This window comes from Enorma burkinafasonensis (genome assembly GCF_902150035.1).
Taxonomy (GTDB): Bacteria; Actinomycetota; Coriobacteriia; order Coriobacteriales; family Coriobacteriaceae; genus Enorma; species Enorma burkinafasonensis.
This window is the reverse complement of record NZ_LR597508.1, coordinates 72,614-96,870: the sequence shown is the minus strand read 5'-3', so window position 1 is coordinate 96,870 and position 24,257 is coordinate 72,614. Positions and strand designations below refer to the sequence as shown.

Below are 24,257 nucleotides of genomic sequence, written 5' to 3'. Positions count from 1 at the left end.
TATACCGGCGCCGCCCGCGCGCCGGCGCGCCGTTCGATTTCGTAGGTAAATCTTTTACCCGCGCGCTATGCTTATGGCCGTGCCCGCATGAGCGGCGCGCGGGCCGACGCACCGGGCCCTAAGGCGCCCAGACCCGAAGGAGGGACCATGGATCTCGAACAATTCCGCGCCGAGGCGTTCGGCGACCTGCAGCGACTCGTCGACTCCCTCTTCATGGGCCGCGCGACCATCGACCGGCTCGACGCGGTGGTCCTCGCCGAGCTCATGGACCTCGACCGCGACCTGCACGAGATCGTGGACCTGCTCCCACCCGGCACCTACGACCGGCAGCGCCTCTGCGACCAGATCAACTCCGCGCTCGCGGCTCACGGCTGGGGCGGCCGGTACGGCACCGTCGAGTAGAAGAGCCGCCCCCGCACGCCACGCGCATGATTGCGAGCCCGATCGCCGCCGCCGAGACCGACCCGGCGAGGATCGCCGTCTTGGCGGCCAGAAGCTCGGCGGGGATCTGGGTGAACGCGAGCCCCGCGATGAGGATCGACATCGTGAAGCCGATGCCACCCAGGATGCCCATGCCCGCGATATGCGGCCACCTGACGCCCTCGGGGAGCTCGGCTAGGCCCGCCTTGACGAGCAGGTAGGTCACCCCGAAGATCCCGAGCGGCTTGCCGAGGAGCATGCCCAGGTAGGTACCGAGCGCCACCGGATCGACCACGAGTGCGCCCAAATCGACGCCCACGAGGCGCACCTGCGCGTTCACGAAGGCGAACAGGGGCAGGATGATGAAGTTCACCGGCGTCGAGATGCGGTGCTCCAGGCGCTGGAGCGGCGGCGTCACGCGGTGCATGACCCGCTCGACCCCGTAGACGGCATGCGTGAAGTCGTGCTGGCCCAGGATGTGCGCGTCGTCGTCGAAGCGGTCGTCGAGCTCGGGGAGCTTGCCCTCGAGCCAGCCGATGAGCGCGGCGGCGTTCACGTCAGAGCGCGCCGGGATGGTGAACGCGAGGATCACGCCGGCGAGCGTCGCGTGGATGCCCGACTGGAAGAGGCAGAACCACAGCACGAGGCCGAGGGTGAGGTACGGTGCCACACCGAAGTAGCGACGGCGGTTGACGAGGGCGAGCGCCGCGGTCACGAGCGCCGCCGCGGCGAGCCATCCCAGATGCGGCGCGTGCCCGTAGAAGAGCGCGATCGCGGCGATGGCGAGCAGGTCGTCGGCGATGGCGAGCGTCGAGAAGAACACCTTGAGCGCCGGCGGCACGCGGCTGCCCAGAAGCGAGAGGACGCCGAGCGCGAAGGCGATGTCGGTCGCCATGGGGATGGCCCACCCGTAGACGGCGCCGGCGCGGTTGACCACCGCGTAGATGGTGGCGGGCACCACGACGCCGCCCACGGCGGCGAGCATGGGCAGCATCGCCTGGCGCGGGCGCCTGAGCTCGCCCACGGTCATCTCGTACTTGAGCTCGATGCCCACCAGCAGGAAGAAGATCGCCATCAGAAAGTCGTTGACGAAGAGCTCGAACGTGAGTGAGAACTCCCAGCCGCCGATCGCGATGGAGACCGGCCGCTCGAACCACTCGTGGAGCGGGAAGTACGCGTCCGTGTTGGCGCAGATCACCGCGGCGACGGCGGCGGCGATCATGACGAAGGCCGAGACGGTACCGTTCGACGTGATGCGCTCGATGGCGCTGCGGCGCTCGAGCCGCCTGCGCTGCTGCTCGGTAACGAGATGGACGCCCCCCGCCTTGAAATCGGAGCCGGCGCAACCGGGCTTGCGCGCAAGCGCCTTGCGCCCGACCGCCTTCAAGGCCGCCTGCCAACCGGTTGTCTTCCGCTCCTGAGCCATAGATGCCCCGAGTCCTTTCCGCAGTACCCTGTCACGAAAAAGGGCGCCTTGCCCAGACGCCCACCTTAGCTATCAATTGTCACCGTTGTCGTGGCGCGCAATAGCTCCGCCCATGCGCATCCAGACGGAATCCACAGCCCGAGCGGCCTCTCATACGCTCACATGTCCGCGAACAAGGAAGGCCGGCTCCCGCAATGGGGAACCGGCCTTGCGCGTAGCGCTGTCTCAGGCGCGATAGAGCGGTCTAGTTCGCGGCGAGGATGGGAGCGGCGACCTGCTTCTTGCGGGAGAGCACGCCCGGCATCCAGACGCCCTCGGGGACGTCCTCGATACCGAGGCCCTTCTGCGCGGCAGCGGTCTCGCCCTCGAGGAGCACCTGCGAGCCCTCCTCCATGATGTCGGTCACGCACAGCACGATGCCGTCGGCGCCCTTCTCGGCCTGGTAGGCGCGCATGGCCTCGCGGATCTCGGGGATCATGCCGAGGGCGCGCGACTTGTCGACGGTCTCGTACTGGCCGATGAGCAGCTGCGTGCCGGCGACCTCGAAGAGCTTGATGTCGTTGCCGACCATCTGGGCGGGCGTGAAGGAGCCGGACGGACGGGAGAGGAAGACCTCCATGCCGAACTTCACCGGGTCGACGCCCAGCTGCTCGCCGAGCTTCTTGGCGATCACGGCGTCGATCGCGGTCGCGGTGGGGCTCTTGAGCATGAGTGTGTCGGTCATCATGGCCGAGAGCAAGAGGCGCGCCTGGACGTCGGTCGGCTCCTGGCCGAGGATGTCGAAGAGCTTCGCCACGATCGAGCAGCTGGAGCCCCAGGGGAGCGCGACGATGTGGAGCGGGGCGGTGGTGGTGAAGTCGCCGAAGCGATGATGGTCGACGACGCCGATCACCTGGGCGTTCTCGAGGCCGGCGACGGACTGGCCGGGCTCGTTGTGGTCGGTGAGGACCACCTGCTGGGCGTCCTCGCCCTCGGCGGCGGGCTCGATGGCGTCGAGCTGGCGGGGCTCGGGGAGCCCGGCCTCGGCGAGGAGCTTGGCGGACTCCGCCGGCAGCGGGCCGAGCGCGCACGCCTCGTACTCGTTGCCCAGGTACTCGACCTGGTTCAGGAGCTGCGCGAGCACCACCGCGGACATGATGGCGTCGTTGTCGGGGTTCTGGTGTCCGAAGACGAGGACTTTTGCCATGGTTTCCTCCATAGATGTATCAGCGGCCGAGGGCCTCGGCCGAAAAAGGGGCGACCCGCCCCCATAGGAACCGGTCGCCCCCTATCCTAGCACGTCGACGCCCCGCCGCGCGGGCGGCGCCCCTATCGCCTAGCACTCCTCGGCGGTTCTCAACGCCACGTAGGCGGCACCATAGATGCCCGCCTCGTTTGCGAGCGAGGCGATCTCGATGGGCGTATCGCGCGTGACCGGAATCGCATAGCGCCGGTAGGCCGCATGGAGCCGGTCCAGGAACAGGTCCGATGAATGCGAGGTCCCGCCGCCCAGGATGAACGCCTCGGGGTCGACCACGTTCGCGATGAGGGAGAGCGCGCGACCCAGGTAGTCGCACATCGTGTCGATCGCGGCCCATGCCGCCTCGTCACCCGCCTCGGCGGCGGCGAAGACGGAACGCGAGTCGCTCGGCCCGTCGAGCGCGACCGGCTCCTGCCCACGCTCCTCGCACGCGGCGCGGTAGCTCGTGACGATGCCCGTGGCCGAGGCGTACTGCTCGAGGTGGCCCTTGCCGCCGCACCCGCAGGTGCGCTCCTCGTCGGGGTTCATGCACATATGGCCGATCTCGCCGCCGGCGCCGAGCGTGCCGCCCACGACATTGCCGTCGACCACGATGCCGCCGCCCACGCCCGTGCCGATGGTCACGAAGACGAAGCTCCTGCGCCCGCGGGCGGCGCCCACCCAGAGCTCGCCCATCGCGGCGGCGTTGGCGTCGTTCTCGAACCTCACGGCGGCGCGCGGGCAATGGCGCTTGAGGGCGGCCTCGAGCCCGGGCGCGTTGATCTGGATGTTGGCCTGCATGCGGATCACGCCGTCATCGGGCACCGGGCACGGGATCGCCAGGCCGATGCCGCGCACGCCCTCGATCGGCTCGCTCGAAACGTCGAGCAGCTTGGTGATGCCGTCCGTGACCGCGGTGTAGCCGTCCGCGTCGATGAGCGGGGGCGTGGGCACGCTGCCCTGGCCCAGAAGCTCGCCCGCGGCGTCGAAGAGCCCCATCTTGACGGAGGTGCCGCCCACGTCGAGCCCGATGTAGAGCTCCTTGTCCTCAGCCATGAGATCCCCCTCCCCTGGGCGCCGTGCGGAGGCGCGCCGGTCGTTGCCACCCCGCATTGTTGCACACTTTCCGTGCGTTCCGGCAGCCGAGACGGCCCCTGTGCCACAATTGGGGGATATGCGGCGGCCGGCGGTCCGCCACCGCCGCGCCGTATCGTCCCCGACCAGGGAGCGCCCATGAAGAAGATCCTGCTCATCGCCACCGGCGGCACCATCGCCTCCGCGGAGGACGGCCACGGCCTCTCGCCGGTGCTCACGGGCGCCGAGCTCGCCGCCTGCGTCCCCGAGATCGAGGGGATCTGCGAGCTCGATGTCCTCGAGCTCATGAACATCGACAGCACCAACATGCGCCCCGCCGACTGGGTGCGCATCCGCGACGCCATCGTCGAGCGCTACGCGTCCTTCGACGCCTTCCTCATCCTGCACGGCACCGACACCATGGCCTACACCGCGGCGGCGCTCTCCTACCTCATCCCGGGCAACCCCAAGCCCATCGTGCTCACGGGCTCCCAGCGCCCCATGACGAGCTCGTTCACCGACGCGAAGCTCAACCTCTACCAGAGCCTGCTCTACGCCGCCGACGACCTGTCGCGCGACGTCTGCATCGTCTTCGGCGGCCTCGCGATCGCCGGCACCCGCGCGCGCAAGCAGCGCACCATGAGCTCGAACGCGTTCTCGAGCGTGAACTACCCGCCGCTCGCCTACATCCGCGGAGACCGCATCGTGCGCAGCGACGTCTTCGAGCAGGTCCCCGGCATCGCGGGCGCCCTGTCGCTGCAGCGCGCGGCGACCCCCACCAAGCTCCGCAGCTTCTCTGAGATCGACGACCGCGTGGCGGTCCTCAAGCTCACGCCGGGTCTCAACCCGCAGCTCTTCCATGCCCTGAAGGAGGGCTACGACGCCCTCATCCTCGAGATCTACGGCTTGGGCGGCATCCCCGACTACGGCGCGGACGAGCCCTCGTTCAAGCAGGCCATCTTCGATTGGGTGGACTCGGGACGCGCCCTCGTGCTCACCACGCAGGTGCCCGAGGAGGGGCTCGACCTGGGTGTCTACGAGGTGGGCCGCGCCTACGCCGACCATCCCGGAATCCTGCGCGGCGGCGACATGACCACCGAGGCGATCGTCGCGAAGATGATGTGGGCGCTCGGCCAGACGCACGACATGGAGGAGCTCGAGCGGCTCTTCTACCAGCCCGTCAACCACGACCGCCAGCCCGGGCTCTAGGCCGTAGCACCGGTCCGGTACCCGCGCGCCGCCCCGTCGGGGGCGCAAGGGCGCGCGGCAGCCGCGCCTCGCGCTCGCGATGGCGCGGGCGCCGAGCCGATGGGGCGTCAAAACCGATGATCAGGAGATGAGGTCGATGGCGTCCACGCCGAGGCCCGCCGCCAGGCGCTCGAGTTGGCGCACCGTGATGTTGGCCTCGCCGGCCTCGACCTTGTCGAGATACGGGCGGCTGATCCCCGCCATCAGACAGAACGCGGTCTTTGAGTGACCCTGCTCGATGCGCAGGCGCCGCACGTTCTCACCGATGGTCTGTTCAATCCGCTCGCTCATGGGACAAGCATGCGAAAGGGCGCCTGACCTGCCGTAAACTATAGTTTACGTCGATGAGATACGCACAGGGCGGAGGCGCTCATGGCAGACGGGACCCATCGCCTGGCGGATGCGCGCGCACGCGCGCGGCACACCTCGCGGCCCGCCGGCTCGCTCGCGGGGGCGCGCCCCGGCACGCGGGCCCGGCGGCTGCTTGTCATAGACCTCGACGACCCGCGAGCGCGCGGGCCCCACCTCACCGCAGAGGAGCTCGCGCGGCTGCGCGCCGCCGTCGATGCGGGAAGCTACGCCCTCGCAATCGCAACCTCGGCGGGCCGGGGTGCGATCGAGGCGGCGTTTGCGGCCGCTGCCGGGGGCGGGGCGGTCCCGCCCTTCGCGCTCATAGGGCTCGATGCCGATGAGGGGAGCCGGGCGCGCACGGCGCCGGCGCGTCTCGCCACCATCTGCCGCCGGGAGCGGGCCGCGTTCGCATCGACCGCGGTGGTCGCCACGCGCCCCGAGGACCTGCCGCTCCTCCTCGAGGCGGGGCGCGCGTTCGCCCTCGCCGACGCGGGGGCGGCCTGCCGCGCCGCGGCGGACCTGTGCCTCGCCTCCCGCGCGGAGGGCGGCCTCATCGCGGCGCTGGAACTACTCGATTGTTGAGGGAGCCGGCCCTAGAAAGGCAGGGTGAACCCCGTTCCGGTGTAGGCCGTCACGAACAGGTAGATAGAGCACGCGAGCAGCAGGAGCTCGGTGAGCACGCCGCTGCGCACGTGGCGGAAGTAGACGATCTGCGAGGCGATCTCGGAGGCGTTCTCGCGCTCCGCCTGCCGCCGCGCGACGAGGTAGCTCGCCACCCCGAGCGCCACCGCGACGCCGGGTACCAGGAACAGCTGGTAGCGGCTCGCGAAGCGCGTCGGGTCGCCGTCGGCGCCGAACGCCATGGGCACCGACTCGGGCATCTCGGGGATGATGAAGAACGCGATCGCGACGGGGATGATGGCGAGGACCGCCAGCGCAATCGTGAGGTAGCCGTTTCTCTTGCCGTAACGGAACATCGATAGACCGCCTTGTGTCGTGGGGCCCGCCGGGCGGCGGGGCCTAAACGTTGAACCTGAAGTGGACCACGTCGCCGTCGGCCATGACGTAGTCCTTGCCCTCCATGCGGAGCTTGCCCGCCTCGCGGGCGCCGCGCTCGCCGCCGAGCTCGACGTAGTCGTCGTAGCCGATCACCTCGGCCTTGATGAAGCCGCGCTCGAAGTCGGAGTGGATGACCCCGGCCGCCTGCGGGGCCGTGGCGCCCTGGCGCACCGTCCAGGCCTTGACCTCCATCTCGCCCGCCGTGAAGAACGACTGCAGGCCGAGCAGCCGGTAGGCGGCCTGCGCGAGGACCTCCAGGCCGGGGCGCTCGAGCCCGAGCGACTCGAGGTACTCGGCGGCGTCCTCGGGATCGAGCTCGGAGAGCTCGGCCTCGACCTTGGCGCAGATGGGGATCGGGGCCACGCCGTCGATGGGCGCGAGCTCGTCTTGGAGCATATCCTCGTCGACGTTGGCGACGTAGAGGATGGGCTTCATGGTGAGCAAAAACAGGCTCTTGGCCGCCGCGCGCTCCTCGGGCGTCATGTCGAGCGCCGCCGCGCGGTTGCCCTCGTTCAGCCAGGCGAGGAGGCGCTTGGCGATCTCGAGCTTGGGCGCGAGCTCCTTGTCGCGGCGCGCCTCCTTCTCGAGCTTGGGGATCTGCTTCTCGAGCGTCTGGATATCGGCCAGGATGAGCTCGGTCATGATGGTCTCGGCATCGCTCGCCGGGTCGACGAACTCGCCGACGCGGCCCACCTCGCGCATGACGTTGGGGTCCTTGAAGTAGCGGACCACCTCGCAGATCGCGTCGGTCTCGCGGATGTTCGCCAGAAACTGGTTGCCCAGGCCCTCGCCCTCGTTCGCGCCCTTCACCAGGCCGGCGATGTCCACGAACTCGACCGTCGCGGGCACGATGCGGCCCGGGTGCACGATGTCGGCGAGCTTCTGCAGGCGCGCATCGGGCACGTTCACGATACCGACGTTGGGATCGATGGTCGCGAAGGGATAGTTTGCGGCGAGACCGCCCTTCTTGGTGAGGGCGGTGAACAGCGTCGACTTGCCCACGTTGGGCAGGCCCACGATACCGATCGAAAGAGCCACGAGCTACTTCCTCTCTAAGTCGTTGCGTGTGCCCACCTATTGTAGGCGAAACCCGCCCTTACTGGCGCGCCATGTAGTTGTTGTACGCCGCCGCCATCGCGTTGGTGTTCTTGATGATGATGTACATGCCGATCCAGGGACCAAGGCCGCACAGGATGATGCCGACGATGTACCACATGAGCACCGTGGTGCCGTTCTCCTGGAACTGCAGGCCGTAGCGCGGGGCGTTGTACGCGAGGCGGTTGCCGATCTTGTACACCCACCAGAGGTTGTAGATGCCGCAGGTCACGATCGAGAGGCCGATATAGGCGCCGAGGCCGGGCGTGCGGTCGCCGTCGCCCGAGCACATGACGTTCATGTCGCGCGCGATGGTGTAGATGAACCAGAAGCCGTAGATGCCGCAGGTGATGAACGACAGGATGATGTAGACGAGGATGCTGCGATCGGTCTGGATGTAGCCGGGACCCGTGGGCTGGTTGGGGCTCACGATCGCGCCGCCCGTGAGCGGAGAGCCGTAGCTCGGCTGCTGAGGCGCCGACGCGTACTGCTGCTGGCCTCCCCCGGCCGCCTGGAGTTTGGCACCGCAGATGGGGCAGAACGTGCTGCCGTCGGGAATCTGCTTTCCGCAAGAGCTGCAAAACATGGGAACCCCCTCACGTCGTCCGTCATGCGGCAAGCATATCCGCCCCTGCGGCCGACCGTCAAGCAGGATGTCACGAACGGTTGCGGTCCCGTTACGAAAGGAGGCCCGCCCACCCCGGGAGGCTGACGTTCACCACGTCCTCGACGGTCCCTGCGTCGATGATGAGGGCGGTATCCGCCGGCACGGCCATGCGCCATGCCCACAGCGCCACGAAGGCGGCGATGCACAGGGCGAGCGCCGCGCGCTGGGCGCGACTCGCGGGCGCGCAGGCGAGCACCACGACGAGGGGGACCGCCCAGAACAGCGGATGGTAGGCGAAGGCGGCCGCAAGATGCCCCTGCGCGAGCTCGAGCCAGGCGCGCGTCATGCCGCAGCCGGGGCACGAGATGCCGGTCATGAACTTGATCGGGCACCCCACGCCGATAAGGTAGAGCACGAGCGCCGCCACGGCGACGAAAGCCCCGATGCCCAGGATCTCGCCGACCCGGGTGCGCCGCCCGACCTGGGGGCCCCACTTGTCCATGGGCTAATCCGCGAGCTTCTCGACCTGGTCGAGCACCGTGGAGAGGCCCTTCTTGGCCTCCGCGGCGAGCTTGCCGGCGTCCATGCCGCCCACCGAGCCCGCCACCGCCTCGAGCGTCCCCTGCTTCGCCTCGGGGTCGGGCAGCACGAGGTCGTGCGCGTCGCGCTCCACCATCGTGAGGGCGCGCGGCTCGCAGACCTCGGCGCACAGGCCGCAGCCCACGCAGTAGGTCGCCTCGAGCGCGAAGCGACCCGCGTCGACCAGGTCGCACGCGCGCAGGGGGCAGGCCTCCACGCAGTCGCCGCACATCGTGCACTTCGCGAAGTCGCACTCGGGCACCTGCACGCGGATGTTCCCCGCGAGCTCGGGGCGGCTCTGCAGGACCGAGAGCAACAGCTGCCGGCTCTGGGTGAGCACGCGGCGGCGGCGCTGGGTCGTGGTGCCGGTCGCGGCGGAGAGCGTGCGCTCGATGGAGGAGAGCTTCTTGGTGTGGTCGCGCAGGCGCTGGGCGACCGTGGTCACCGCCGCGGTCGCGGGGTTGAGCTTCGAGACCGTGAGGCCCGTCGTGCGCATGATCTTGTCCATGTACTCCTTGCGCTCGAACTCGCGGCGCTTCACGCACGTGAGGGCCGACGCCTCGACCTCGAGGCCCATGCCGGCGCCCAGCCACTCCTCCGCCGTGGCGATGGCCTCGCCCAGAAGCTCCTCGCCCTGGGCGTTGCGGCAGCCCTCGCAGCTGTCGAGCGGCAGGTACACGCTCACGTTGGGGTAGTCGGCCATGATGGCGAGCCAGGTCTCGGGCGTCACCTCGCCGATGCAGGCGAGCACCACCTCGTTCTCGCGCGGGACGCGGCGGAGCGCCCGGGCGCAGGTCACGTAGGCGGTCTCGTACGCCGCGGCGGCCGCAGCGACCTGGTCGTAGATACGTTTGGGCTTGTGCCCGGTCGTGGTGATGGCCTCGGTCGGGCACACCGGCGCGCAGAGCCCGCACTTGCGGCAGGTGTCCAGGATGTCGATGCCGCCGTCCTCGATGGCGACCGACGAGACCGGACAGATGTCGACGCATGCCTTGCATGAGCTCTTGGGCGACTTGCAGGCGAGGCACCGGAGGGTGTTCGCGTGCGGCCGCTCCTTGTAGTCGGCGGGGTTCCACTCGACGGCCTCGGGGTCGGTGTTCCCCAAGAAGGCGTCCTTCAGGTCGTTGAACGGCTCGGTGATGCCGCTCAGGCTCTTCGTGATATCGATGATGTCATCGAACATGTCGCGTTTCTGCTCCGCCATGTCCGCCCTTTCTGTACCGGGACCCTCGTGCGCGAGGGCGCGCAACCGCTCTATTGTACGGTACCCGCCCGCTAGCGCAGGCGCACGTTGAAGTCGTCGATGTCGATCTGCTGCACGGCGGCGGTCAACATGTCCTGGGTCGGGCTGTTCCCGCCGTTGTCCCGCATGTTCTGGAGGTAGTCCTCGTAGTCCACGGTGCCCGCCGACTGGAGGTCGACGAGCTCTTGGGCCTCCTCGAGCGAGTAGTAGTCATTCGGGTCGGTCGACCCCGAGATGTTGGCGTAGGCGATCCGATACGCGTAGTTCGGCGCGTAGAGGTAGACCATCATGCCGTTGCCGAGGTCCCCGGTCGCGTCGTTCGCCCCGCCGATATCGGTTCCCACGCCCGCGTTGACCGAGATGTAGTCCAAGGTCGCGACCTCGCGCTCGGGGTAGGCGGACGACCAGATCGTCACGCTGTCGCCCTCGATCTGCACGGTCACGCGCCCCTCCCAATACGACGGGATGTCGAAGGAGAACGAGTCGGTCTGGTAGGTACCCTGCGCAGCGCGCTCCGCCTCCTCGCGGCGGCGTGCCTCCTCCTCTTGGCGCTGGCGCTCCGCCTCGGCCTCCTGCTCCGCCGCGACGGCCTCGTCACGGCGGGCGGTCGCCGCGTCGCGGAGGGCCTCGGCCGCCTGGGCGTCTTCCGCGCCGCCGGCGAGCGCCGCCTCGTAGGCGGCCTCGATCTCCTCATCGGTCACCTCGGCCGCGGGGATGGGCTCGAGCACGATCGACCCCTCGACCGTCCCTCTATCGCCCTCGAGCTCGAGGGTGGCGCTGCCCGCGTCCTCGATGTCGTAGATGGTGCCGTCCGCCGCTATGGGCGAGGCGGTGACGGTGAGCTCGTAGGTGCCGTCGACGAGTTCCATGCCCGTGCCGTCGCTCGAGAGGTAGTGGTCCTCCGAGACGGCATGGCCCCGGATGTCCTCCCCCTCGATGTGCACGGGGATCTTGGTCCCCGTCGCGCTGTCGAGGCCCGCCGCCTCGATCGCGAAGACGACCGGTGTGGGCGCCGGGGTCCGGATGAAGAAGAACCAAGCGGCGGCAGCCGCGGCGGCGAGAACGGCAAGCGCGACGAAGGCGCCGATCACGATGGCGCGCGTCTTGCCGGATGCCTTGTGCACCCGCTGGCCGGCCGGCGCACCCGCCTGCTGCGCGGGGGCCTGCTGGGCCGGGGGCATCTTCGCCGTTTGGGCCACAGGGGGCTGGGCAGCGGGCATCTGCACCGTGGGCGTCTGGACGGGTTGAGTCGCCTGCGTCTGGGGCGACGGGACTGTGGTCACCGGAGCACCGCATTTGGTGCAGAAGCGCACGTCGTCCGGAATCTGGCTACCGCATTTGGTGCAAAACATCGTCTTCTCCGCTCTCGATGGGTCCCATCTAGGTCTATTATGGGGCAAACCCGGTGGCGCGCCCGCCGGGGAGCCCAACGGTAACGTGAACGTCACCCCTCGGGGTTCAGAGGATCATCGGAGCCTCGCCGGAACCCGGGCAGGTGCGATCTGGAAAGGTGCGACCATGTTCTGTCCCAAGTGCGGAGCTCAGATCCCTGACGGTTCCCGGTTCTGCGGGTCATGCGGCTCGCCCATCGAGGCCAAGCAGAACCCGGCGCCCGTGCCTCCGGCGACCGGGGTCCCCGCAAGCGGCCTCGGCACCATGGCGCGGGGCAACGCCGACCTGCTGCGCCTCGTGCGCATCGCATGCGGCGCCGTCCTTATCGTCGGCTTCTTCCTGCCGGCGTTCGACCTCGCCGGGTTCCTCAGCGTGAGCGGCTTTCAGATGACCTTCGGCACCGAGGTCTTCGGCAGCCACGTCGACGGGGAGTTCTTCAACATCCTCCTGCTCGCCCCCGGCGTTCTCGTGCTGGTAAGCGCGCTCGCGCTCGTCAACAAGGCGGGCGACATCCTCACCATGGTCGCCGGCGCGCTTGAGCTCGTGCTCATCTTCCTGATCTCGAACGAGGCGAACTCGAGCATGCACGGCTACTTCGAGGTCGGCCTCGAGATCGGCGCCGTGCTGTCGATCATCGTCGCCATCGCCTGCATCGTGCTCGGCGCGATGTCGCTCTTCTCCCAGAACCGCTAGGCGACCGGCGGATTCCGCCCTTCGGCCACACTGCTCTTCGAGATACATAATTGTGGCCATTTTCGGATTCACTATCGTACGTTATATTCATTTTTATATATATTTCTGCATATTTCTTACGATAGCTCTCCTAAGAATGCAGAATCCATACGATACCACTGGTACATATGCATCGTTCGTACGATACCAGTGGCTCAAATGCAGTATTCGTACGAAGGTCTTTCCAGGAAATCCCCGATGGATGCCGCCTTCACAGCAGACGCCCCGACGCACTCGCAAGAGCGCCAGGGCGTCGTCTTTGATGTGAGGATATCGACCCGCAAAGCCTACCAGCTCGTTAGACGGCAACAGCATGAATACGATGATGCCGAGTCCCCGGCACCGATTCTCACATGCATGTCTACGCGAGGTGAGCCTTAATCGTTGCAACAAGATCCTCGGGGGTATTCTGCGCCATAATGTCGACAACGGCAGCATCGTCCATAAAGATGCGCATCAGGGCCTGCAGCATCTCGACCTGCCCCCCTTCGCGCATGATACCGAGGTTAATCACGAGTTCGGCTTCTACCTCATCTCCGATTCCGCCCATGGGTTGGAACGTAACGGGTTTCACTGGCTTGATCACAGCGATGTATGCCTTGTTAACACAGTTATCCGCATGGGGAATCGCCACGCCGATCGTCGGCGTCTGCAAACCGGTGGCATAGTTCCGCTCTCGCTCGAGCATGGCGTCGAGCCAGTTGTCCTTGATATAACCCATCGAATCAAGACGGACTTGCATCTGGCGGAACAGGTCCTCGGTATCCTCTGCATCGATATCAACGAACACGAGCTCGGGCTTGAGCAGCTCGAGATCTTCGGCACCTATCATCTACATCCCCTTCTTTCGGTCTAGGCCTTGCCGCGCGATCCGCACATATCAATCACGTCGAAGATCTTCTCCTTGGCGCGAGCCTGCGCAAAAGCGATGATGTCCTGGGTATGACGCTCGATTCCCATCTCGGCGATGGCGTCACGGAGCCCCGCCACATACGTGCAACGCACGTCGGTGCCAACGTTCACCTTGCGGATGCCGCTAGCAATCGCATGGCGAACGTCATCGGCGGGGATACCGGACCCGCCATGCAGGACCAACGGCGTGGTCGGAAGCGCCTCGTGAACCTGAGCGGCGAGGTCGAAGTTGAGCTTCGGAAGTTCCTTGTAGAAACCATGCTCGCTACCCATGGCGATTGCCAGCGCGTCGACGCCAGTCGCCGAAACGAGCTTCACCGCTTCATCGACGCTCGCATCCCATGACGAGCCCTCTCCGTGGGCAACATGGCCAACCTCAGCCTCAACGAACACGCCACGAGCATGTGCGTAGTCGACGATGTCCTTGACGATCGCGATATTCTCGTCGAGAGGCTTATCGGAGGCGTCGATCATCACCGAATTGTAGCCTGCATCGATCGCCTGCTTGCAAAGCACAGGATCAGGACAATGGTCGCAATGGATGATGAACGGCGTGTCCCCCTCCTCCGCCAGGAGATGCGCGATGGCGGAGATCTTCGTAAAGCCCATCACGCTCGTGGTCATAGGAGTGCCCGCCGCCATGATCGGTGTCCCGGCCTCGCGGCCGGCCTCGGCGATAGCGATCAGGTCGCCATAGTCAGAATGGTTGATATGCGGAATGGCATAGCCGCCGTCGATCGCCTTGGCAAAAATCTCGACGATCTGCTCTCGCGTCGGCATATTCATGGTTACCTCCAGTATTGTTAGCGCCCCGAACGCAGCCGTCCGGTTCTACCGGGCGCGCGATGCGGATGCCCATTGATAAAAGAACGGGGTGGGAACGCTACCTCGCTCCCACCCCATCATGAACACTCGAAAACTAGAAGAAGAAATCGAGGATCATGAGCAACACGGTACCGATGTGCTCACCCGTGTTGAAGAGCGAATACAGGCCGCCTTCCTCGAGCAGGCCAACGTTGATGCCAACCTGGGTAATGAGCGGAGCGAGCCATGTCGCGGTGTAGAACACGATGATGATGCAGACGATACCGGCAATGAATGCGCGGAACATGTTGCGCTTGGTACCGACGACAGGAGCCATCATCATGTAGCTCAGGTTAGTGAGACCGATGACGGGGAGGACCGCGTTACCGGGAAGCACAACCGCGAGCAGCAGGGAAATCGGGGTCATAACCAGGCCGAGGGAAATCATGTCGGGATCGCCGACAAGCAGGGCGAAGTCCATACCGATGCGGAGCTCGCGACCGGGCATGCGCTTAGTGACGAACTTGCGCACAGCGGCGACGATTGAGGAGAGTCCCTCAACCAGGATGGAGATCATGCGGGGCAGGAGGACCATCGCTGCAGCGAGACTCATGCCGGCGGTAAGCGCCTGATCCCAAGAGTACTGCGCAAGCAGAGCGAGGATGATGCCGATGAGGAGGCCGAGAATCGAAGGCTCACTCATAAAGGACAGGCCCTTGGGAAGGTTGCGCAGGTTGAGGTTGATGTTACGCACGCCGGGAATGTGGTCGATGACCCAGTCGATACCCTGAACGATCGGGACGAGAACCGGGAACGCCATCGTGCAGAAGGAGAGGCCGCGATACTGCTCGCCGCAAACCTCGCAGATGATGTCCTGGTTGCGATCGGCAAGCAGGAGATTGCAGACGGAGTACACGACGCCGATCGCGATGCCGATTGCCATGTTGCCGGTGATGACGGTCGCCATCGAACCGATGAACAGATAGTGCCAGAAGTTCCAGAGGTCCACGTTCAGGGTCTTGGTGACCTTAAGCAGGATGAGGATGACGTTCACGATCAGCAGAGCAGCGATCATAGCGAGCACGAACACGCCGTCGGAGAACGCCATGGCGCTGACCACGGGAACGCCCACATCAACAGCCTCGAGGCCCAGGCCCCAAAGCTCCTGGAGCTTCTGTACGAGCGGAGTCATGGTTTCGGTGATCAGGCCCGTGGTGAGCGAGATGCCCTTGAAGCCCACGCCGACGATGATGCCGGCGCGAGCGGCGTCCTTGACCTTCATACCGAAGCAAAGACCCATGATAAAGAGAATCACCGGCATCATGACAAAGGCGCCCAAGCCGACGATCGTCTCAACGAAGTTAAGTACGATATCCATGTACTAATCCCCTTTTCAGGTATGCAAGAATCGGCACGCGTTAGGCGGATTTGCTCTTGAGGTACTCGACGATCTCGTCGAGGAGCTCATCGGATCCGATGCCCGTCAACAGCGGTACGCCGGAGAAAACCTTCGAGTCGCTGGGGTTCTCGAACGAAGTGGTCGCCACCGTAGCAAGAATCACGTCGGGCTGGTAACCCTCGATGGTGCCCGTTGCCTCCTGCACACTGCAGGTGCGGATCTGCGCAGGCATGTTGCGCTCCTGCATACCCACCTGCAGGGTGCGCGCTACCGTCGTCGAGGTTGAGAGACCCGCTCCACAAACACCTAGGATTCGGAATTCCTTCATGAGTGCACATCCTTTCCGATACGAGTGCCTACTCAATAGCCAACAACGAAGTCTAAACTGCCTGACCCTTCAGGGCACGACGACGGAGCTCGAGACGAGCGTCCTCAGGCAGGCCAATCATGGCACCGGCCTGGTAGGTGAGGTAAGCAATCTCCGCGCACTCCTCGACGGTCTCGGCGCCCTTATATGCCATGGCGAGCGTCGGAGCGCAAGTGATCTGACCATGGTTCTGCATGGTGCAGGCAAGGTGATCCTCACCAAGGGTCGCGACAACGGTCTCGGCAAGCTCCTTGGAGCCGGGAAGCTGGAACGGGGCGCACGGGACGGGAGCGAACGCGCTCGAAGGAGGAACCATAGCAGGAATCTCCTTCTGCATGATCGACATTACCGTCGCGTACATGGAGTGCGTATGCACGACACCGTTCACGTTCTCGCGGGCACGGAAAATTGCGGTATGCATCGGAGTCTCCGAGGAGGGTTTGAGGTTGCCGTCGATGACTTCGCCCCACAGGGAGACGACCGGCAGGTCCTCGGGATCGAGCGTGTCGTACGGGATGCCACTCGGCGTGATAACGACAGCCTCCTCACCGGGGACGCGCATTGAGACGTTACCCGCCGTGCCATGGATGAGACCGTGCTCGAGGCACTTCACGGCATACTTAAGAACTTCTTCCCTGGTTTCCTGATACAGCATGCGAACTCCTATCCTCTCTCTAGGATTACTGCAACGCCGAGCACTCGGTGGTGGTCCTTTGTTCCGCGTACTCAACTTGTTGCAAGTATAGATTCAATTCTGTGTTTCAGACCTATTTTATTGGTATTCGCAGATTTTGTTCTGTAAACGGACATTTTTGTCCGTTAAACGGTAGTTTCATTCTTTGTTTCACAGATATTGAAAGATAGAGCTGGCCCGACTTACCGCCGGGCCATCTTTTCATCAAGCAGGTTTGTTGCTAAGGATTCCCTTAATACACGATCGTGACGCCATGATCGGCGCAGATATCTTTCCAGCGCTGATCAGGCTCCTCATCGGTAACCAAGTAGTCGATACGGTCGAGTGTGGTCACCCTTACAAATGCAACTTGGCTGAACTTCGTATGATCGGCGAGAAGGATGACTTTGGCAGCCTGCTCGATAAGCGCACGCTTAATCTCGGACTCTTCGGGGCGGCTGTCAAATACGGCATTCTCGTCGATTCCCATGCAGCTGAACAGGAGGGCATCCACACGGTACCGCTTAATCGCGGATTTTGCCGCCTCCCCTCTCAGAGAAAGCGTGCCACGATGAAACTCGCCGCCCGTAGACACGACAGATATTTTCGAGTCCTCGAGTTCCTGAAACGCAACAGTAGAATTGGTCAGAAGCGTGAGGTCAGAACGATCTTTTACCATCTTCACGGCCTCCGCCGTTGTGGTACTCGAGTCCGCAGCGATGGTGCGCATCCCCTCGATCAGTGGCAGCGCGTTCCGTGCAATCGTACGCTTTTCCGCGACACGTTGAACGGCACGCTTGTAAAACTGGACATCAGGAGTCTGCCGTTTCACGGGATTCGGTATAGCACCGCCGTACGTGCGCTTGAGGACGCCATCGACCTCCAGCCGCTCGAGATCCCGCCGAATAGTTTCCTCGGTGACGCCGAGCTTGGAACTCAATTCCGAAACGACGACTTTTCCCATCTGGGAGAGTTCCTCTTGAATGTATCGACGCCTGTCCTGGGCGGCCATATTCCATACACCTCTTCTGCCTATACTACCGGGATGCAACGGATGCGCAGGTTAGCCCCGTCGCACAATCCCCTTTGCCATTATATCCATAAGCTGCATCTTTTCTCCCAGCTCACTCAAACTGTCGAGTCTTCGATCTCCTCGGCGGTCATCCCCCGCGTATCGATGCCGAGAAACGCGATGATGGCCGCCGCGACGATAGCGACGATCGACATCATCGCGAACACTGGTGGTGCCCCCGCGCAAGAAAGCAGATAGGACACCGCAAACGGCGTGAGAATACCGCTAATGCGCCCAACCGAATTGGCGAGCCCCGATCCACGCATCCGCACTTCGGTCGGCCAGATCTCCGGAACGTACACCCCCGATGAGAACACCACATACATCTCAACGATGACCTGAAGCAGAAAGCCGAGGACGCAGATGGTCAGGTAGCTCTCCTGGAATGCGAACACGGGTCCGACAATCGCCATGATCAGAAGCAAACCGATACCCATGGCCTTACGTGAGCACCTATCCATCAACTCCATCGCCAAAAAAGCACCCGTAGGAGCACCCGCCGCCATGACCGTGTACAGAACAAATGATTGATTGATATCGATACCTTTGAGAAGCAGGATGGTCGGCAGCCAGGTCATAAGCGTGTAGGCGGTCACGTTCATCGCGATCAGCACGAATGCACCCAAGATCACGCGGCGAAATAGCACGCCATGGAACAACTCGCTATAGGGCACATCTGCATGTTGGGCATGCTGATGGGTGCCCCTATGCTCCTTGACCGGGGGAAGCTGCCTGCCGTATTCCCGCTCCACTTCGGATTCGATGCGTCGCATCACGGTTTCAGCATCCTTGTACTTGCCTTTCGACTCCAGCCATCGCGGGGACTCTGGATAGCGGGACCAAGCCCAAATCCATACCGCAGTCGAGAGGACCGCCGGAATGACAAACATAAGACGCCAGTTCATATCGGCGGTAACGAACGGCGTGATCATCGTGGCGAGAAGCGAGGAGATGGGGTTGCTGCAGTTTCCCAAAAACGAGTTCCTACCCATCCACGTCCCCCGCGTCGATGCAGGTACATATTCGGAGAATCCCGCGAATAACGTCACGAGAAGGGCTCCGAGCCCGAACCCCATGACCGCCCTAACCAAGGTCAATATCGCAATATTGGGGGAGACTGCCGCGAGATACATCGTAAGCGTATGCAAACCGACGAAGAGCAGGTAGCTCTTCCTACGGCCGATGGCGTCCCCTATCATTCCGCCCACAAGTGACCCTAAGAACATCCCAGCCATATATGCAGACGTGAACACGGCGCTGCTGTCGGTGTCGACCCACCCAAGCTCGCTGAGCTGCGCGAGCACAAGGCCGCTGATGTAGTTGCTCCATGCAAACAGAACCGCCAGACCGGACATCAAGAAGATCTTCCAGCGCCACCTCGTTGCCGGTAGTCGGTCGAGCCTGGCGTCGCACATCGGCTCGTTCGCTTCCCCCGTCTCTTGCCTTCGATCGTTATCCTGCACGCGAACCCTTCCTTCCGAACCGAGCGGCACCGCTGCCCGTACGCCGTGCTTAACAAGTAGGGCCGTCATGCACGCTTCCCCCGCGCATGACGGCCCGCATCAAAGGCTCTCCGCCTGGTTAGGCGTCGAGCTTCTCGGCCTGAGCGCGCATCCAGTCCGCGTCTTCCTTTGTGAGCCCGATCTCGACCGCGCGGATGTTCTCAACCACCTGCTCGGGTGTGGTGGAACCGCTGAGAATCGAGATGAAGTCGCCCTGCGCGAGCACCCACGCAAGCGCGAGCGTCGGGATACCGCAGTCGTACTTCTCGCATAGCGGCTTCCATGAGTCGAGCATGTCGATTACGCGCTCGAGGTTGCCGGGCTGCCACCACTTCTTGTTCGCGCGGGCGCCGGTGGGCACATAGCCCTTCTCGATAGTCCCGGTCAGAAGCCCCTGCTCGAGCGGAGAATATGCCTGGAGCACGATGTCGTTCTCGCGGCAGAGGTCGAACAGCTCGTCCTCGACGGCACGGTCCATCAGGCTGTACTTCGCTTGGACGATATCGAGCTCGCCGCAGCGCAGGTACTCCTTGATATGATCCGTCGTGACGTTCGCGGCGCCGATCGCACGGATCTTGCCCTGGCGCTTGAGGTCGAGCAGCACCTCCATCGTCTCCTCGATTGGCGTGAAGAACGGCTCCACTGCCTGCCAGTGCGTCATGAAAATATCGACATAGTCTGTCCCTAGGCGCTCGAGGCTCGCCTCGATCTCTTCCCGCACCGATTCGGGGGAAAGATTCTTATAGAGCTGACGGTCGCCAACCTTGTTGAACAGACTCCCCTTGCGATCCCACACGATGCCGCACTTTGTCTCGAGCACGACCTCCTCGCGATTAAGCCCCTTAAGCGCCTTGCCGACGATGACCTCGCTGTTCCCGAAGTTATATCCGGGTGCCGTATCAATCAGGTTGATACCGACCTCTTGGGCCTTGTGAATCGTATCGATGCAGACCTGTGTATCCAGATCCCCGTTCCATGCGGGACCGCCTCCGATAGCCCACGTACCGAGCCCGATCTTCGAGATCTCGATACCGGTATCTCCGAGCTTGACCATATTCATGTGAGGAACCATCCCTCCGGTCGTTCTCCTCTTCCGGACCACCGACCTCATCATACGCGAATGTTCTTTGTTTTCAACATCTATTCTGTGTTTCACAGATATTCGATTGTTTCACTTATTTCGCCGTGCTGGGTTCACGGACTAGCGGACGTAACCCGCTACGGGCACGGCGCGCTTCAAGGTCATCGGAACCGATGGGCGCGCGCAAAATGGCCCCGATACCTCGGGGGTATCGGGGCCTTCATCACGCCGATGTAGAGGCGCTCTCGAGAACGCTTCCTCAGTAGAGCTTCGCGCCGGCGGGGATGCGGTCGTCGACCATGAGCAGGTTCAAGCGCTCCTCGCCGTCCTCGTCGTGCACGGCGCTGATGAGCATGCCGCAGGAGTCCACGCCCATCATCTTGCGGGGCGGGAGGTTCGTGATGGCGATGCACGTCTTGCCGATGAGGTCCTCGGGGTCGTAGTACATGCTGATGCCGGAGAGGATGGTGCGGTCGGTGCCCGAGCCGTCGTCGAGCGTGAACTGCAGGAGCTTCTTGCTCTTGGGGACCGCGAAGCAGTCCTTGACCTTGACGGCGCGGAAATCCGAGCGGCTGAAGGTGTCGAAGTCGACGTCCGCCTCGAAGAGCGGCTCGATCTTCACCTTCGCGTAGTCGATCGTCGGGATCTTGTTGGGCGCGACAGCGACGGTATCAGCATCCTCGGCGGCAGCCTCCTGCTTGGCGCGGGCGGCGCCCTTCTCCGGGCGCATGTGCGGGAACAGCAGCACGTCGCGGATGCTCGCGGAGTCGGTGAGCAGCATGACCACGCGGTCGATGCCGATGCCGATACCGCCCGCCGGCGGCATGCCGTACTCGAGCGCGCGGACGTAGTCCTCGTCGTACTCCATGGCCTCCTCGTCGCCGGCGAACTTCTCCTCGACCTGCTTGCGGAAGCGCTCGGCCTGATCGACCGGGTCGTTGAGCTCGGAGAAGGCGTTGGCGTACTCATGCCCGGCGATGACGAGCTCGAAGCGGTGCGTGAGGCGCGGGTCGTCCTCGAAGCGCTTGGCGAGCGGCGACACCTCGACGGGGTAGTCGACAACGAACGTGGGGTTCACGATGGAGTCCTCGCCGCGCTCGTCGTAGATCTCGGCGATGAGCTTGTCGGCGCCCCACTCGGGCTTGACCTCGATGCCGCACTCGACGGCCGCGGCGCGGAGCTCCTCGATCGGCGTGTCGAGGTTGAGGTCACGGCCCATGACCTCGGAGACGATCTCGGTCATCGGGCGGGACGGCCAGGTGCCGGAGAGGTCGATCGTCTGGCCCTGGTACTCGATCTGCTCGCCGTTGCCGATGGCGGCGTTGGCCGCCTTGATGACGCCCTCGGCGAGCTCCTTCATGCCCTCGAGGTCGCTGTAGGCGCGGTACGCCTCCATGGTGGTGAACTCGGGGTTGTGGGTCTGGTCCATGCCCTCGTTGCGGAAGATGCGGCCGATCTCGAAGACGCGCTCGTAGCCGCCCACGAGCAGGCGCTTCAGGTGCAGCTCGGTCGCGATGCGCAGGTAGTTCTCCTGGTTGAGCGCGTTGAAGTGCGTGATGAAGGGCTTCGCGGTGGCGCCGCCCTGGATGGTCTGCAGGATCGGGGTCTCGACCTCCATGTAGGCGTTGGCCTCCATGTAGCGGCGGAAGGCCGAGATGATAGCAGAGCGCTTGGCGAAGGTGGCGCGTACGTCGTCGTTCATAATGAGGTCGACATAGCGCTGGCGGTAGCGGGTCTCCTTGTCGGAGAGGCCGTGGAACTTCTCGGGCAGCGGGCGCACGCTCTTCGTGAGGAGGGCGAGGCGCTTAGGCGCGATGGAGAGCTGGCCGCGCTTGGTGCGCACGACGACGCCCTCGGCCTCGACGATGTCGCCGAGGTCGAGCTCCTGGAGCAGGGCCCAGTCCTCGTCGCGCATGTCGTTGATGCGGCAGAACAGCTGGATCTCGCCCGTCGGGTCGCGCACGACCACGAACGCGATCTTGCCCTGGCCGCGCTTCGCCATGATGCGGCCGCCGATGGTCACCGTGTCCTCGGTGTCCTCGCCCGCCTCGAGGTCGGCGTAGCGCCCCTCGATATCGGCGACGTGGTCGCGCACGTCGGAATGCTCGGGGTACGGATCGCCGCCCGCGGCGATGATGGCCTCGCGCTTCGCCAGGCGGTGGGCGCGCTCGTCGTTCAAGGTCTCGGGCGTGACGGAGACGCCCGCGGAGGTTGCGGTCTCGGTCTCTTGCTGCGACATTGGTGCTCCTTGCTCTGGGATCCCCCAGTGAAACGAAAACGCTCCCTCGGGCCATGCGGCCCCAGGGAGCGAACGGTCTTGGAAGCGCTCGACCCGGGGCCTAGCGCGTGATCTTGGTGATGGTGTAGACGCGCGACTTGCCGGACGGGGTCACGACCTCCACGGTCTCGCCCTCGCTGTGGCCGATGATGGCCTTGCCCACGGGGGACTCGTTGGAGATCTTGTGCGCGAGCGAGTCGGTCTCGGTGGTGCCGACGAGCGTCACCTCGGTGGCCACGCCATCGGCGTCGACGAGCGTCACGATGCAGCCGATGGAGACGGTGCGCACGTGGTCGACGGACTCGGCATCCTTCGCGTTCGCGAGGATGGACTGGATCTCGGTGATGCGGGCGGCGTTCTTGGCCTGCTCTTCCTTGGCGTCGTCGTACTCGGAGTTCTCCGAGAGGTCGCCGAAGTCGCGCGCGGTCTTGATGCGCTCGACGATCTGCTTCGAAAGCTCGCCCTCACGCCACTCGAGCTCCTCGATGAGGTCCTGGCGGCCCTTGGCGGTCAATACGATATCGCTCGTATCCATGCAGAAGACTCCTTGCCCATAAGCTGCTTCAACGTACGTAACAGAAACGACCGGCATCCGATCGGGAAGCCGGCCGTCGCCCGCGCTCGCGCGGGACCGGGATTCCTACTCGGAGATGGGACCCTCGTCCTCGGAGGCCTCTTTCTTCTTCTTGGCCTCGGCAAGCTTCTCCTCGAGCTCGCGGATCTCGCGATCCTCCTCGCTCTCCTCCACGACCTCCTCGGCCGGGGCGTCGTCGCCCTGCATGCCCTCGCGCAGGTTCTTCACCGTGGCGCCGAGCGACTTGCCGAGCTTGGGAAGCTGCTTGGGCCCGAAGATGACCAGGACGGCGATCAGGATAACGACCCATTCAAAACCTTTGGGGATCATACGGTTCCTCCCAGATATATGCCAAAACGAGCTCGAATGAGTATACCGCGCCCGCAAGGCCCGGTAAACCTCGGTATATTTTACACATCGCCCCGCTAAGATGGCATAACCGCACATGATGCGGCATAAACTACAGAAGATGCCGACGCGGGGCGTTACCGGTTCGTTATCATTCGGTAAAGTCCCTCGCGCGGCGGAGCGGATCCCCCGCGGCCGGGGGCACGCGAGCGGACGCCAGGACAGGAGCGGGTGCGGCGATGGCCCAGGATAGGAAACGGCTGATAGCGGACGCCTTCATCGACCTCAGCGAGACGGCAGGCGTCGAGGGGGTGAGCGTCAAGGCGCTCATCGACCGCTGCGGTATCTCGCGACAGACGTTCTATTACCATTTCAAGAACATCCCCGGCCTCGTGAGCTGGACGCTCGACCAAATCTTCGACGACGTGCTCATGCGCGGCCTCGCGATGGACCGCGTGCACGACGCGCTGCGCTACTTCATCGCGGTTGTGGCCGAGCACCACCCCTTCATCGAGCGGCTCCTCGCCTCGCGCTGGCACAACGAGGTCGAGGCGACCATGGTGCGCGGGGTGCACACCTACCTGACCGAGCTCCTGCGCGTGCGCTTCCCGCAGCTGAGCCTCTCGGTCGCGGACCTCGACGCGGCGCTCATCCTCTACTCCCATGGCATCGTGGGGCTGCTGCTCGACCGTTGCGGCGACCCGGCGCTCGACCGCGAGCTTCTGGTCGACCAGATCATCCGCATCATCTCGGACACGTTGCTCGCCGACGCCCTGCACGGGCGCCCCGTTGCGAAGTAGCT

26 protein-coding genes are annotated in these 24,257 nt (G+C 64.5%); 5 read left to right on the top strand and 21 right to left on the bottom strand.

Annotation, left to right across the window (positions count from 1 at the left end; genetic code table 11):
* The first annotated feature begins 147 nt into the window (after positions 1-147).
* Positions 148-402 carry a hypothetical protein gene (locus FS885_RS06345; RefSeq protein ID WP_144744229.1) on the top strand — a complete coding sequence of 85 codons (255 nt, stop codon included), beginning with the start codon at positions 148-150 and terminating at the stop codon, positions 400-402.
* On the opposite strand, the gene nhaA is transcribed toward FS885_RS06345, so the two are convergent.
* The 3 genes from nhaA to FS885_RS06330 all read right to left on the bottom strand — a co-directional run bounded on the left by nhaA (position 347) and on the right by FS885_RS06330 (position 4,121).
* Complete coding sequence (gene nhaA / locus FS885_RS06340; protein WP_144744228.1) at positions 347-1,846, bottom strand: Na+/H+ antiporter NhaA; 1,500 nt, start codon at positions 1,844-1,846, stop codon at positions 347-349. The two genes, FS885_RS06345 and nhaA, sit on opposite strands and share 56 nt — an antisense overlap.
* A gap of 244 nt (positions 1,847-2,090) precedes the next feature.
* Positions 2,091-3,032 (bottom strand): DHH family phosphoesterase, encoded by a 942-nt coding sequence (locus FS885_RS06335; RefSeq protein WP_144744227.1) that lies wholly within the window; start codon positions 3,030-3,032, stop codon positions 2,091-2,093.
* A 129-nt stretch (positions 3,033-3,161) separates the two neighbouring features.
* Positions 3,162-4,121, bottom strand: coding sequence for an ROK family protein (locus FS885_RS06330; RefSeq protein WP_144744226.1), 960 nt, complete (start codon positions 4,119-4,121; stop codon positions 3,162-3,164).
* A 177-nt stretch (positions 4,122-4,298) separates the two neighbouring features.
* Between FS885_RS06330 and FS885_RS06325 the strand changes: the two genes are divergently transcribed.
* Complete coding sequence (locus FS885_RS06325) at positions 4,299-5,348, top strand: asparaginase (protein WP_144744225.1); 1,050 nt, start codon at positions 4,299-4,301, stop codon at positions 5,346-5,348.
* Positions 5,349-5,468: 120 nt separating this feature from the next.
* Here FS885_RS06325 and FS885_RS06320 read toward each other — a convergent pair whose 3' ends face one another.
* On the bottom strand, positions 5,469-5,678 hold the full coding sequence (locus tag FS885_RS06320) for a helix-turn-helix domain-containing protein (RefSeq protein ID WP_144744224.1): 210 nt from the start codon (positions 5,676-5,678) through the stop codon (positions 5,469-5,471).
* A gap of 81 nt (positions 5,679-5,759) precedes the next feature.
* Here FS885_RS06320 and FS885_RS06315 point away from each other — a divergent pair, with 81 nt between their 5' ends.
* Positions 5,760-6,320, top strand: a complete 561-nt coding sequence (locus tag FS885_RS06315; RefSeq protein WP_144744223.1) for a hypothetical protein — start codon at positions 5,760-5,762, stop codon at positions 6,318-6,320.
* 11 nt (positions 6,321-6,331) lie between these two features.
* Here the strand turns inward: FS885_RS06315 and FS885_RS06310 are convergent, their stop codons facing one another.
* From FS885_RS06310 to FS885_RS09925, 6 genes are all read right to left on the bottom strand, one after another.
* Complete coding sequence (locus tag FS885_RS06310) at positions 6,332-6,715, bottom strand: DUF1648 domain-containing protein (RefSeq protein ID WP_144744222.1); 384 nt, start codon at positions 6,713-6,715, stop codon at positions 6,332-6,334.
* A 43-nt stretch (positions 6,716-6,758) separates the two neighbouring features.
* Complete coding sequence (gene ychF / locus FS885_RS06305; protein ID WP_144744221.1) at positions 6,759-7,835, bottom strand: redox-regulated ATPase YchF; 1,077 nt, start codon at positions 7,833-7,835, stop codon at positions 6,759-6,761.
* 58 nt (positions 7,836-7,893) lie between these two features.
* Positions 7,894-8,478, bottom strand: a complete 585-nt coding sequence (locus FS885_RS06300) for a DUF4234 domain-containing protein (protein WP_144744220.1) — start codon at positions 8,476-8,478, stop codon at positions 7,894-7,896.
* A gap of 91 nt (positions 8,479-8,569) precedes the next feature.
* Positions 8,570-9,001: a DUF2752 domain-containing protein gene (locus FS885_RS06295; RefSeq protein ID WP_144744219.1), complete on the bottom strand. Its 432-nt coding sequence runs from the start codon at positions 8,999-9,001 to the stop codon at positions 8,570-8,572.
* A gap of 3 nt (positions 9,002-9,004) precedes the next feature.
* Positions 9,005-10,282 (bottom strand): 4Fe-4S binding protein, encoded by a 1,278-nt coding sequence (locus FS885_RS06290; protein WP_144744218.1) that lies wholly within the window; start codon positions 10,280-10,282, stop codon positions 9,005-9,007.
* A 71-nt stretch (positions 10,283-10,353) separates the two neighbouring features.
* Positions 10,354-11,673, bottom strand: coding sequence for a zinc ribbon domain-containing protein (locus FS885_RS09925; RefSeq protein ID WP_186365801.1), 1,320 nt, complete (start codon positions 11,671-11,673; stop codon positions 10,354-10,356).
* A 166-nt stretch (positions 11,674-11,839) separates the two neighbouring features.
* Here FS885_RS09925 and FS885_RS06275 point away from each other — a divergent pair, with 166 nt between their 5' ends.
* Positions 11,840-12,406: a zinc-ribbon domain-containing protein gene (locus FS885_RS06275; protein ID WP_144744217.1), complete on the top strand. Its 567-nt coding sequence runs from the start codon at positions 11,840-11,842 to the stop codon at positions 12,404-12,406.
* A 400-nt stretch (positions 12,407-12,806) separates the two neighbouring features.
* Here FS885_RS06275 and FS885_RS06270 read toward each other — a convergent pair whose 3' ends face one another.
* The 11 genes from FS885_RS06270 to tatA form a co-directional block, all read right to left on the bottom strand.
* Positions 12,807-13,277, bottom strand: coding sequence for a PTS sugar transporter subunit IIA (locus FS885_RS06270; RefSeq protein ID WP_144744216.1), 471 nt, complete (start codon positions 13,275-13,277; stop codon positions 12,807-12,809).
* A gap of 20 nt (positions 13,278-13,297) precedes the next feature.
* Positions 13,298-14,143: a class II fructose-bisphosphate aldolase gene (locus tag FS885_RS06265; protein WP_144744215.1), complete on the bottom strand. Its 846-nt coding sequence runs from the start codon at positions 14,141-14,143 to the stop codon at positions 13,298-13,300.
* Between the two features lie 133 nt (positions 14,144-14,276).
* On the bottom strand, positions 14,277-15,539 hold the full coding sequence (locus FS885_RS06260) for a PTS transporter subunit IIC (RefSeq protein ID WP_144744214.1): 1,263 nt from the start codon (positions 15,537-15,539) through the stop codon (positions 14,277-14,279).
* Positions 15,540-15,579: 40 nt separating this feature from the next.
* Positions 15,580-15,888 carry a PTS sugar transporter subunit IIB gene (locus FS885_RS06255; protein ID WP_144744213.1) on the bottom strand — a complete coding sequence of 103 codons (309 nt, stop codon included), beginning with the start codon at positions 15,886-15,888 and terminating at the stop codon, positions 15,580-15,582.
* Between the two features lie 52 nt (positions 15,889-15,940).
* Positions 15,941-16,582: a class II aldolase/adducin family protein gene (locus FS885_RS06250; protein WP_144744212.1), complete on the bottom strand. Its 642-nt coding sequence runs from the start codon at positions 16,580-16,582 to the stop codon at positions 15,941-15,943.
* 271 nt (positions 16,583-16,853) lie between these two features.
* On the bottom strand, positions 16,854-17,612 hold the full coding sequence (locus FS885_RS06245) for a DeoR/GlpR family DNA-binding transcription regulator (RefSeq protein ID WP_144744211.1): 759 nt from the start codon (positions 17,610-17,612) through the stop codon (positions 16,854-16,856).
* Positions 17,613-17,728: 116 nt separating this feature from the next.
* On the bottom strand, positions 17,729-19,135 hold the full coding sequence (locus FS885_RS06240; protein WP_246060826.1) for an MFS transporter: 1,407 nt from the start codon (positions 19,133-19,135) through the stop codon (positions 17,729-17,731).
* Between the two features lie 118 nt (positions 19,136-19,253).
* A complete protein-coding gene (ydjG, locus tag FS885_RS06235) occupies positions 19,254-20,234 on the bottom strand; it encodes an NADH-dependent methylglyoxal reductase (protein WP_144744210.1) in 981 nt (326 codons plus the stop codon).
* A gap of 280 nt (positions 20,235-20,514) precedes the next feature.
* Complete coding sequence (lysS, locus tag FS885_RS06230; RefSeq protein ID WP_144744209.1) at positions 20,515-22,494, bottom strand: lysine--tRNA ligase; 1,980 nt, start codon at positions 22,492-22,494, stop codon at positions 20,515-20,517.
* A 100-nt stretch (positions 22,495-22,594) separates the two neighbouring features.
* The gene (locus FS885_RS06225; RefSeq protein WP_144744208.1) at positions 22,595-23,068 is read right to left on the bottom strand and encodes a GreA/GreB family elongation factor; all 474 of its coding nucleotides are present in this window, start codon (positions 23,066-23,068) and stop codon (positions 22,595-22,597) included.
* 105 nt (positions 23,069-23,173) lie between these two features.
* Complete coding sequence (tatA, locus tag FS885_RS06220) at positions 23,174-23,437, bottom strand: twin-arginine translocase TatA/TatE family subunit (RefSeq protein ID WP_186365800.1); 264 nt, start codon at positions 23,435-23,437, stop codon at positions 23,174-23,176.
* A gap of 257 nt (positions 23,438-23,694) precedes the next feature.
* Between tatA and FS885_RS06215 the strand changes: the two genes are divergently transcribed.
* Positions 23,695-24,255 (top strand): TetR family transcriptional regulator, encoded by a 561-nt coding sequence (locus FS885_RS06215; RefSeq protein ID WP_144744207.1) that lies wholly within the window; start codon positions 23,695-23,697, stop codon positions 24,253-24,255.
* The last annotated feature ends 2 nt before the right edge of the window (positions 24,256-24,257 follow it).

Excerpts from the sequence above, each read along its gene's own strand:
- FS885_RS06345 (WP_144744229.1), top strand. The coding sequence starts at position 148 with ATGGATCTCGAACAATTCCGCGCCGAGGCGTTCGGCGACCTGCAGCGA.
- nhaA (WP_144744228.1), bottom strand. The coding sequence starts at position 1,846 with ATGGCTCAGGAGCGGAAGACAACCGGTTGGCAGGCGGCCTTGAAGGCG.
- FS885_RS06335 (WP_144744227.1), bottom strand. The coding sequence starts at position 3,032 with ATGGCAAAAGTCCTCGTCTTCGGACACCAGAACCCCGACAACGACGCC.
- FS885_RS06330 (WP_144744226.1), bottom strand. The coding sequence starts at position 4,121 with ATGGCTGAGGACAAGGAGCTCTACATCGGGCTCGACGTGGGCGGCACC.
- FS885_RS06325 (WP_144744225.1), top strand. The coding sequence starts at position 4,299 with ATGAAGAAGATCCTGCTCATCGCCACCGGCGGCACCATCGCCTCCGCG.
- FS885_RS06320 (WP_144744224.1), bottom strand. The coding sequence starts at position 5,678 with ATGAGCGAGCGGATTGAACAGACCATCGGTGAGAACGTGCGGCGCCTG.
- FS885_RS06315 (WP_144744223.1), top strand. The coding sequence starts at position 5,760 with ATGGCAGACGGGACCCATCGCCTGGCGGATGCGCGCGCACGCGCGCGG.
- FS885_RS06310 (WP_144744222.1), bottom strand. The coding sequence starts at position 6,715 with ATGTTCCGTTACGGCAAGAGAAACGGCTACCTCACGATTGCGCTGGCG.
- FS885_RS06300 (WP_144744220.1), bottom strand. The coding sequence starts at position 8,478 with ATGTTTTGCAGCTCTTGCGGAAAGCAGATTCCCGACGGCAGCACGTTC.
- FS885_RS06295 (WP_144744219.1), bottom strand. The coding sequence starts at position 9,001 with ATGGACAAGTGGGGCCCCCAGGTCGGGCGGCGCACCCGGGTCGGCGAG.
- FS885_RS06290 (WP_144744218.1), bottom strand. The coding sequence starts at position 10,282 with ATGGCGGAGCAGAAACGCGACATGTTCGATGACATCATCGATATCACG.
- FS885_RS09925 (WP_186365801.1), bottom strand. The coding sequence starts at position 11,673 with ATGTTTTGCACCAAATGCGGTAGCCAGATTCCGGACGACGTGCGCTTC.
- FS885_RS06275 (WP_144744217.1), top strand. The coding sequence starts at position 11,840 with ATGTTCTGTCCCAAGTGCGGAGCTCAGATCCCTGACGGTTCCCGGTTC.
- FS885_RS06270 (WP_144744216.1), bottom strand. The coding sequence starts at position 13,277 with ATGATAGGTGCCGAAGATCTCGAGCTGCTCAAGCCCGAGCTCGTGTTC.
- FS885_RS06265 (WP_144744215.1), bottom strand. The coding sequence starts at position 14,143 with ATGAATATGCCGACGCGAGAGCAGATCGTCGAGATTTTTGCCAAGGCG.
- FS885_RS06260 (WP_144744214.1), bottom strand. The coding sequence starts at position 15,539 with ATGGATATCGTACTTAACTTCGTTGAGACGATCGTCGGCTTGGGCGCC.
- FS885_RS06255 (WP_144744213.1), bottom strand. The coding sequence starts at position 15,888 with ATGAAGGAATTCCGAATCCTAGGTGTTTGTGGAGCGGGTCTCTCAACC.
- FS885_RS06250 (WP_144744212.1), bottom strand. The coding sequence starts at position 16,582 with ATGCTGTATCAGGAAACCAGGGAAGAAGTTCTTAAGTATGCCGTGAAG.
- FS885_RS06245 (WP_144744211.1), bottom strand. The coding sequence starts at position 17,612 with ATGGCCGCCCAGGACAGGCGTCGATACATTCAAGAGGAACTCTCCCAG.
- ydjG (WP_144744210.1), bottom strand. The coding sequence starts at position 20,234 with ATGAATATGGTCAAGCTCGGAGATACCGGTATCGAGATCTCGAAGATC.
- lysS (WP_144744209.1), bottom strand. The coding sequence starts at position 22,494 with ATGTCGCAGCAAGAGACCGAGACCGCAACCTCCGCGGGCGTCTCCGTC.
- FS885_RS06225 (WP_144744208.1), bottom strand. The coding sequence starts at position 23,068 with ATGGATACGAGCGATATCGTATTGACCGCCAAGGGCCGCCAGGACCTC.
- tatA (WP_186365800.1), bottom strand. The coding sequence starts at position 23,437 with ATGATCCCCAAAGGTTTTGAATGGGTCGTTATCCTGATCGCCGTCCTG.
- FS885_RS06215 (WP_144744207.1), top strand. The coding sequence starts at position 23,695 with ATGGCCCAGGATAGGAAACGGCTGATAGCGGACGCCTTCATCGACCTC.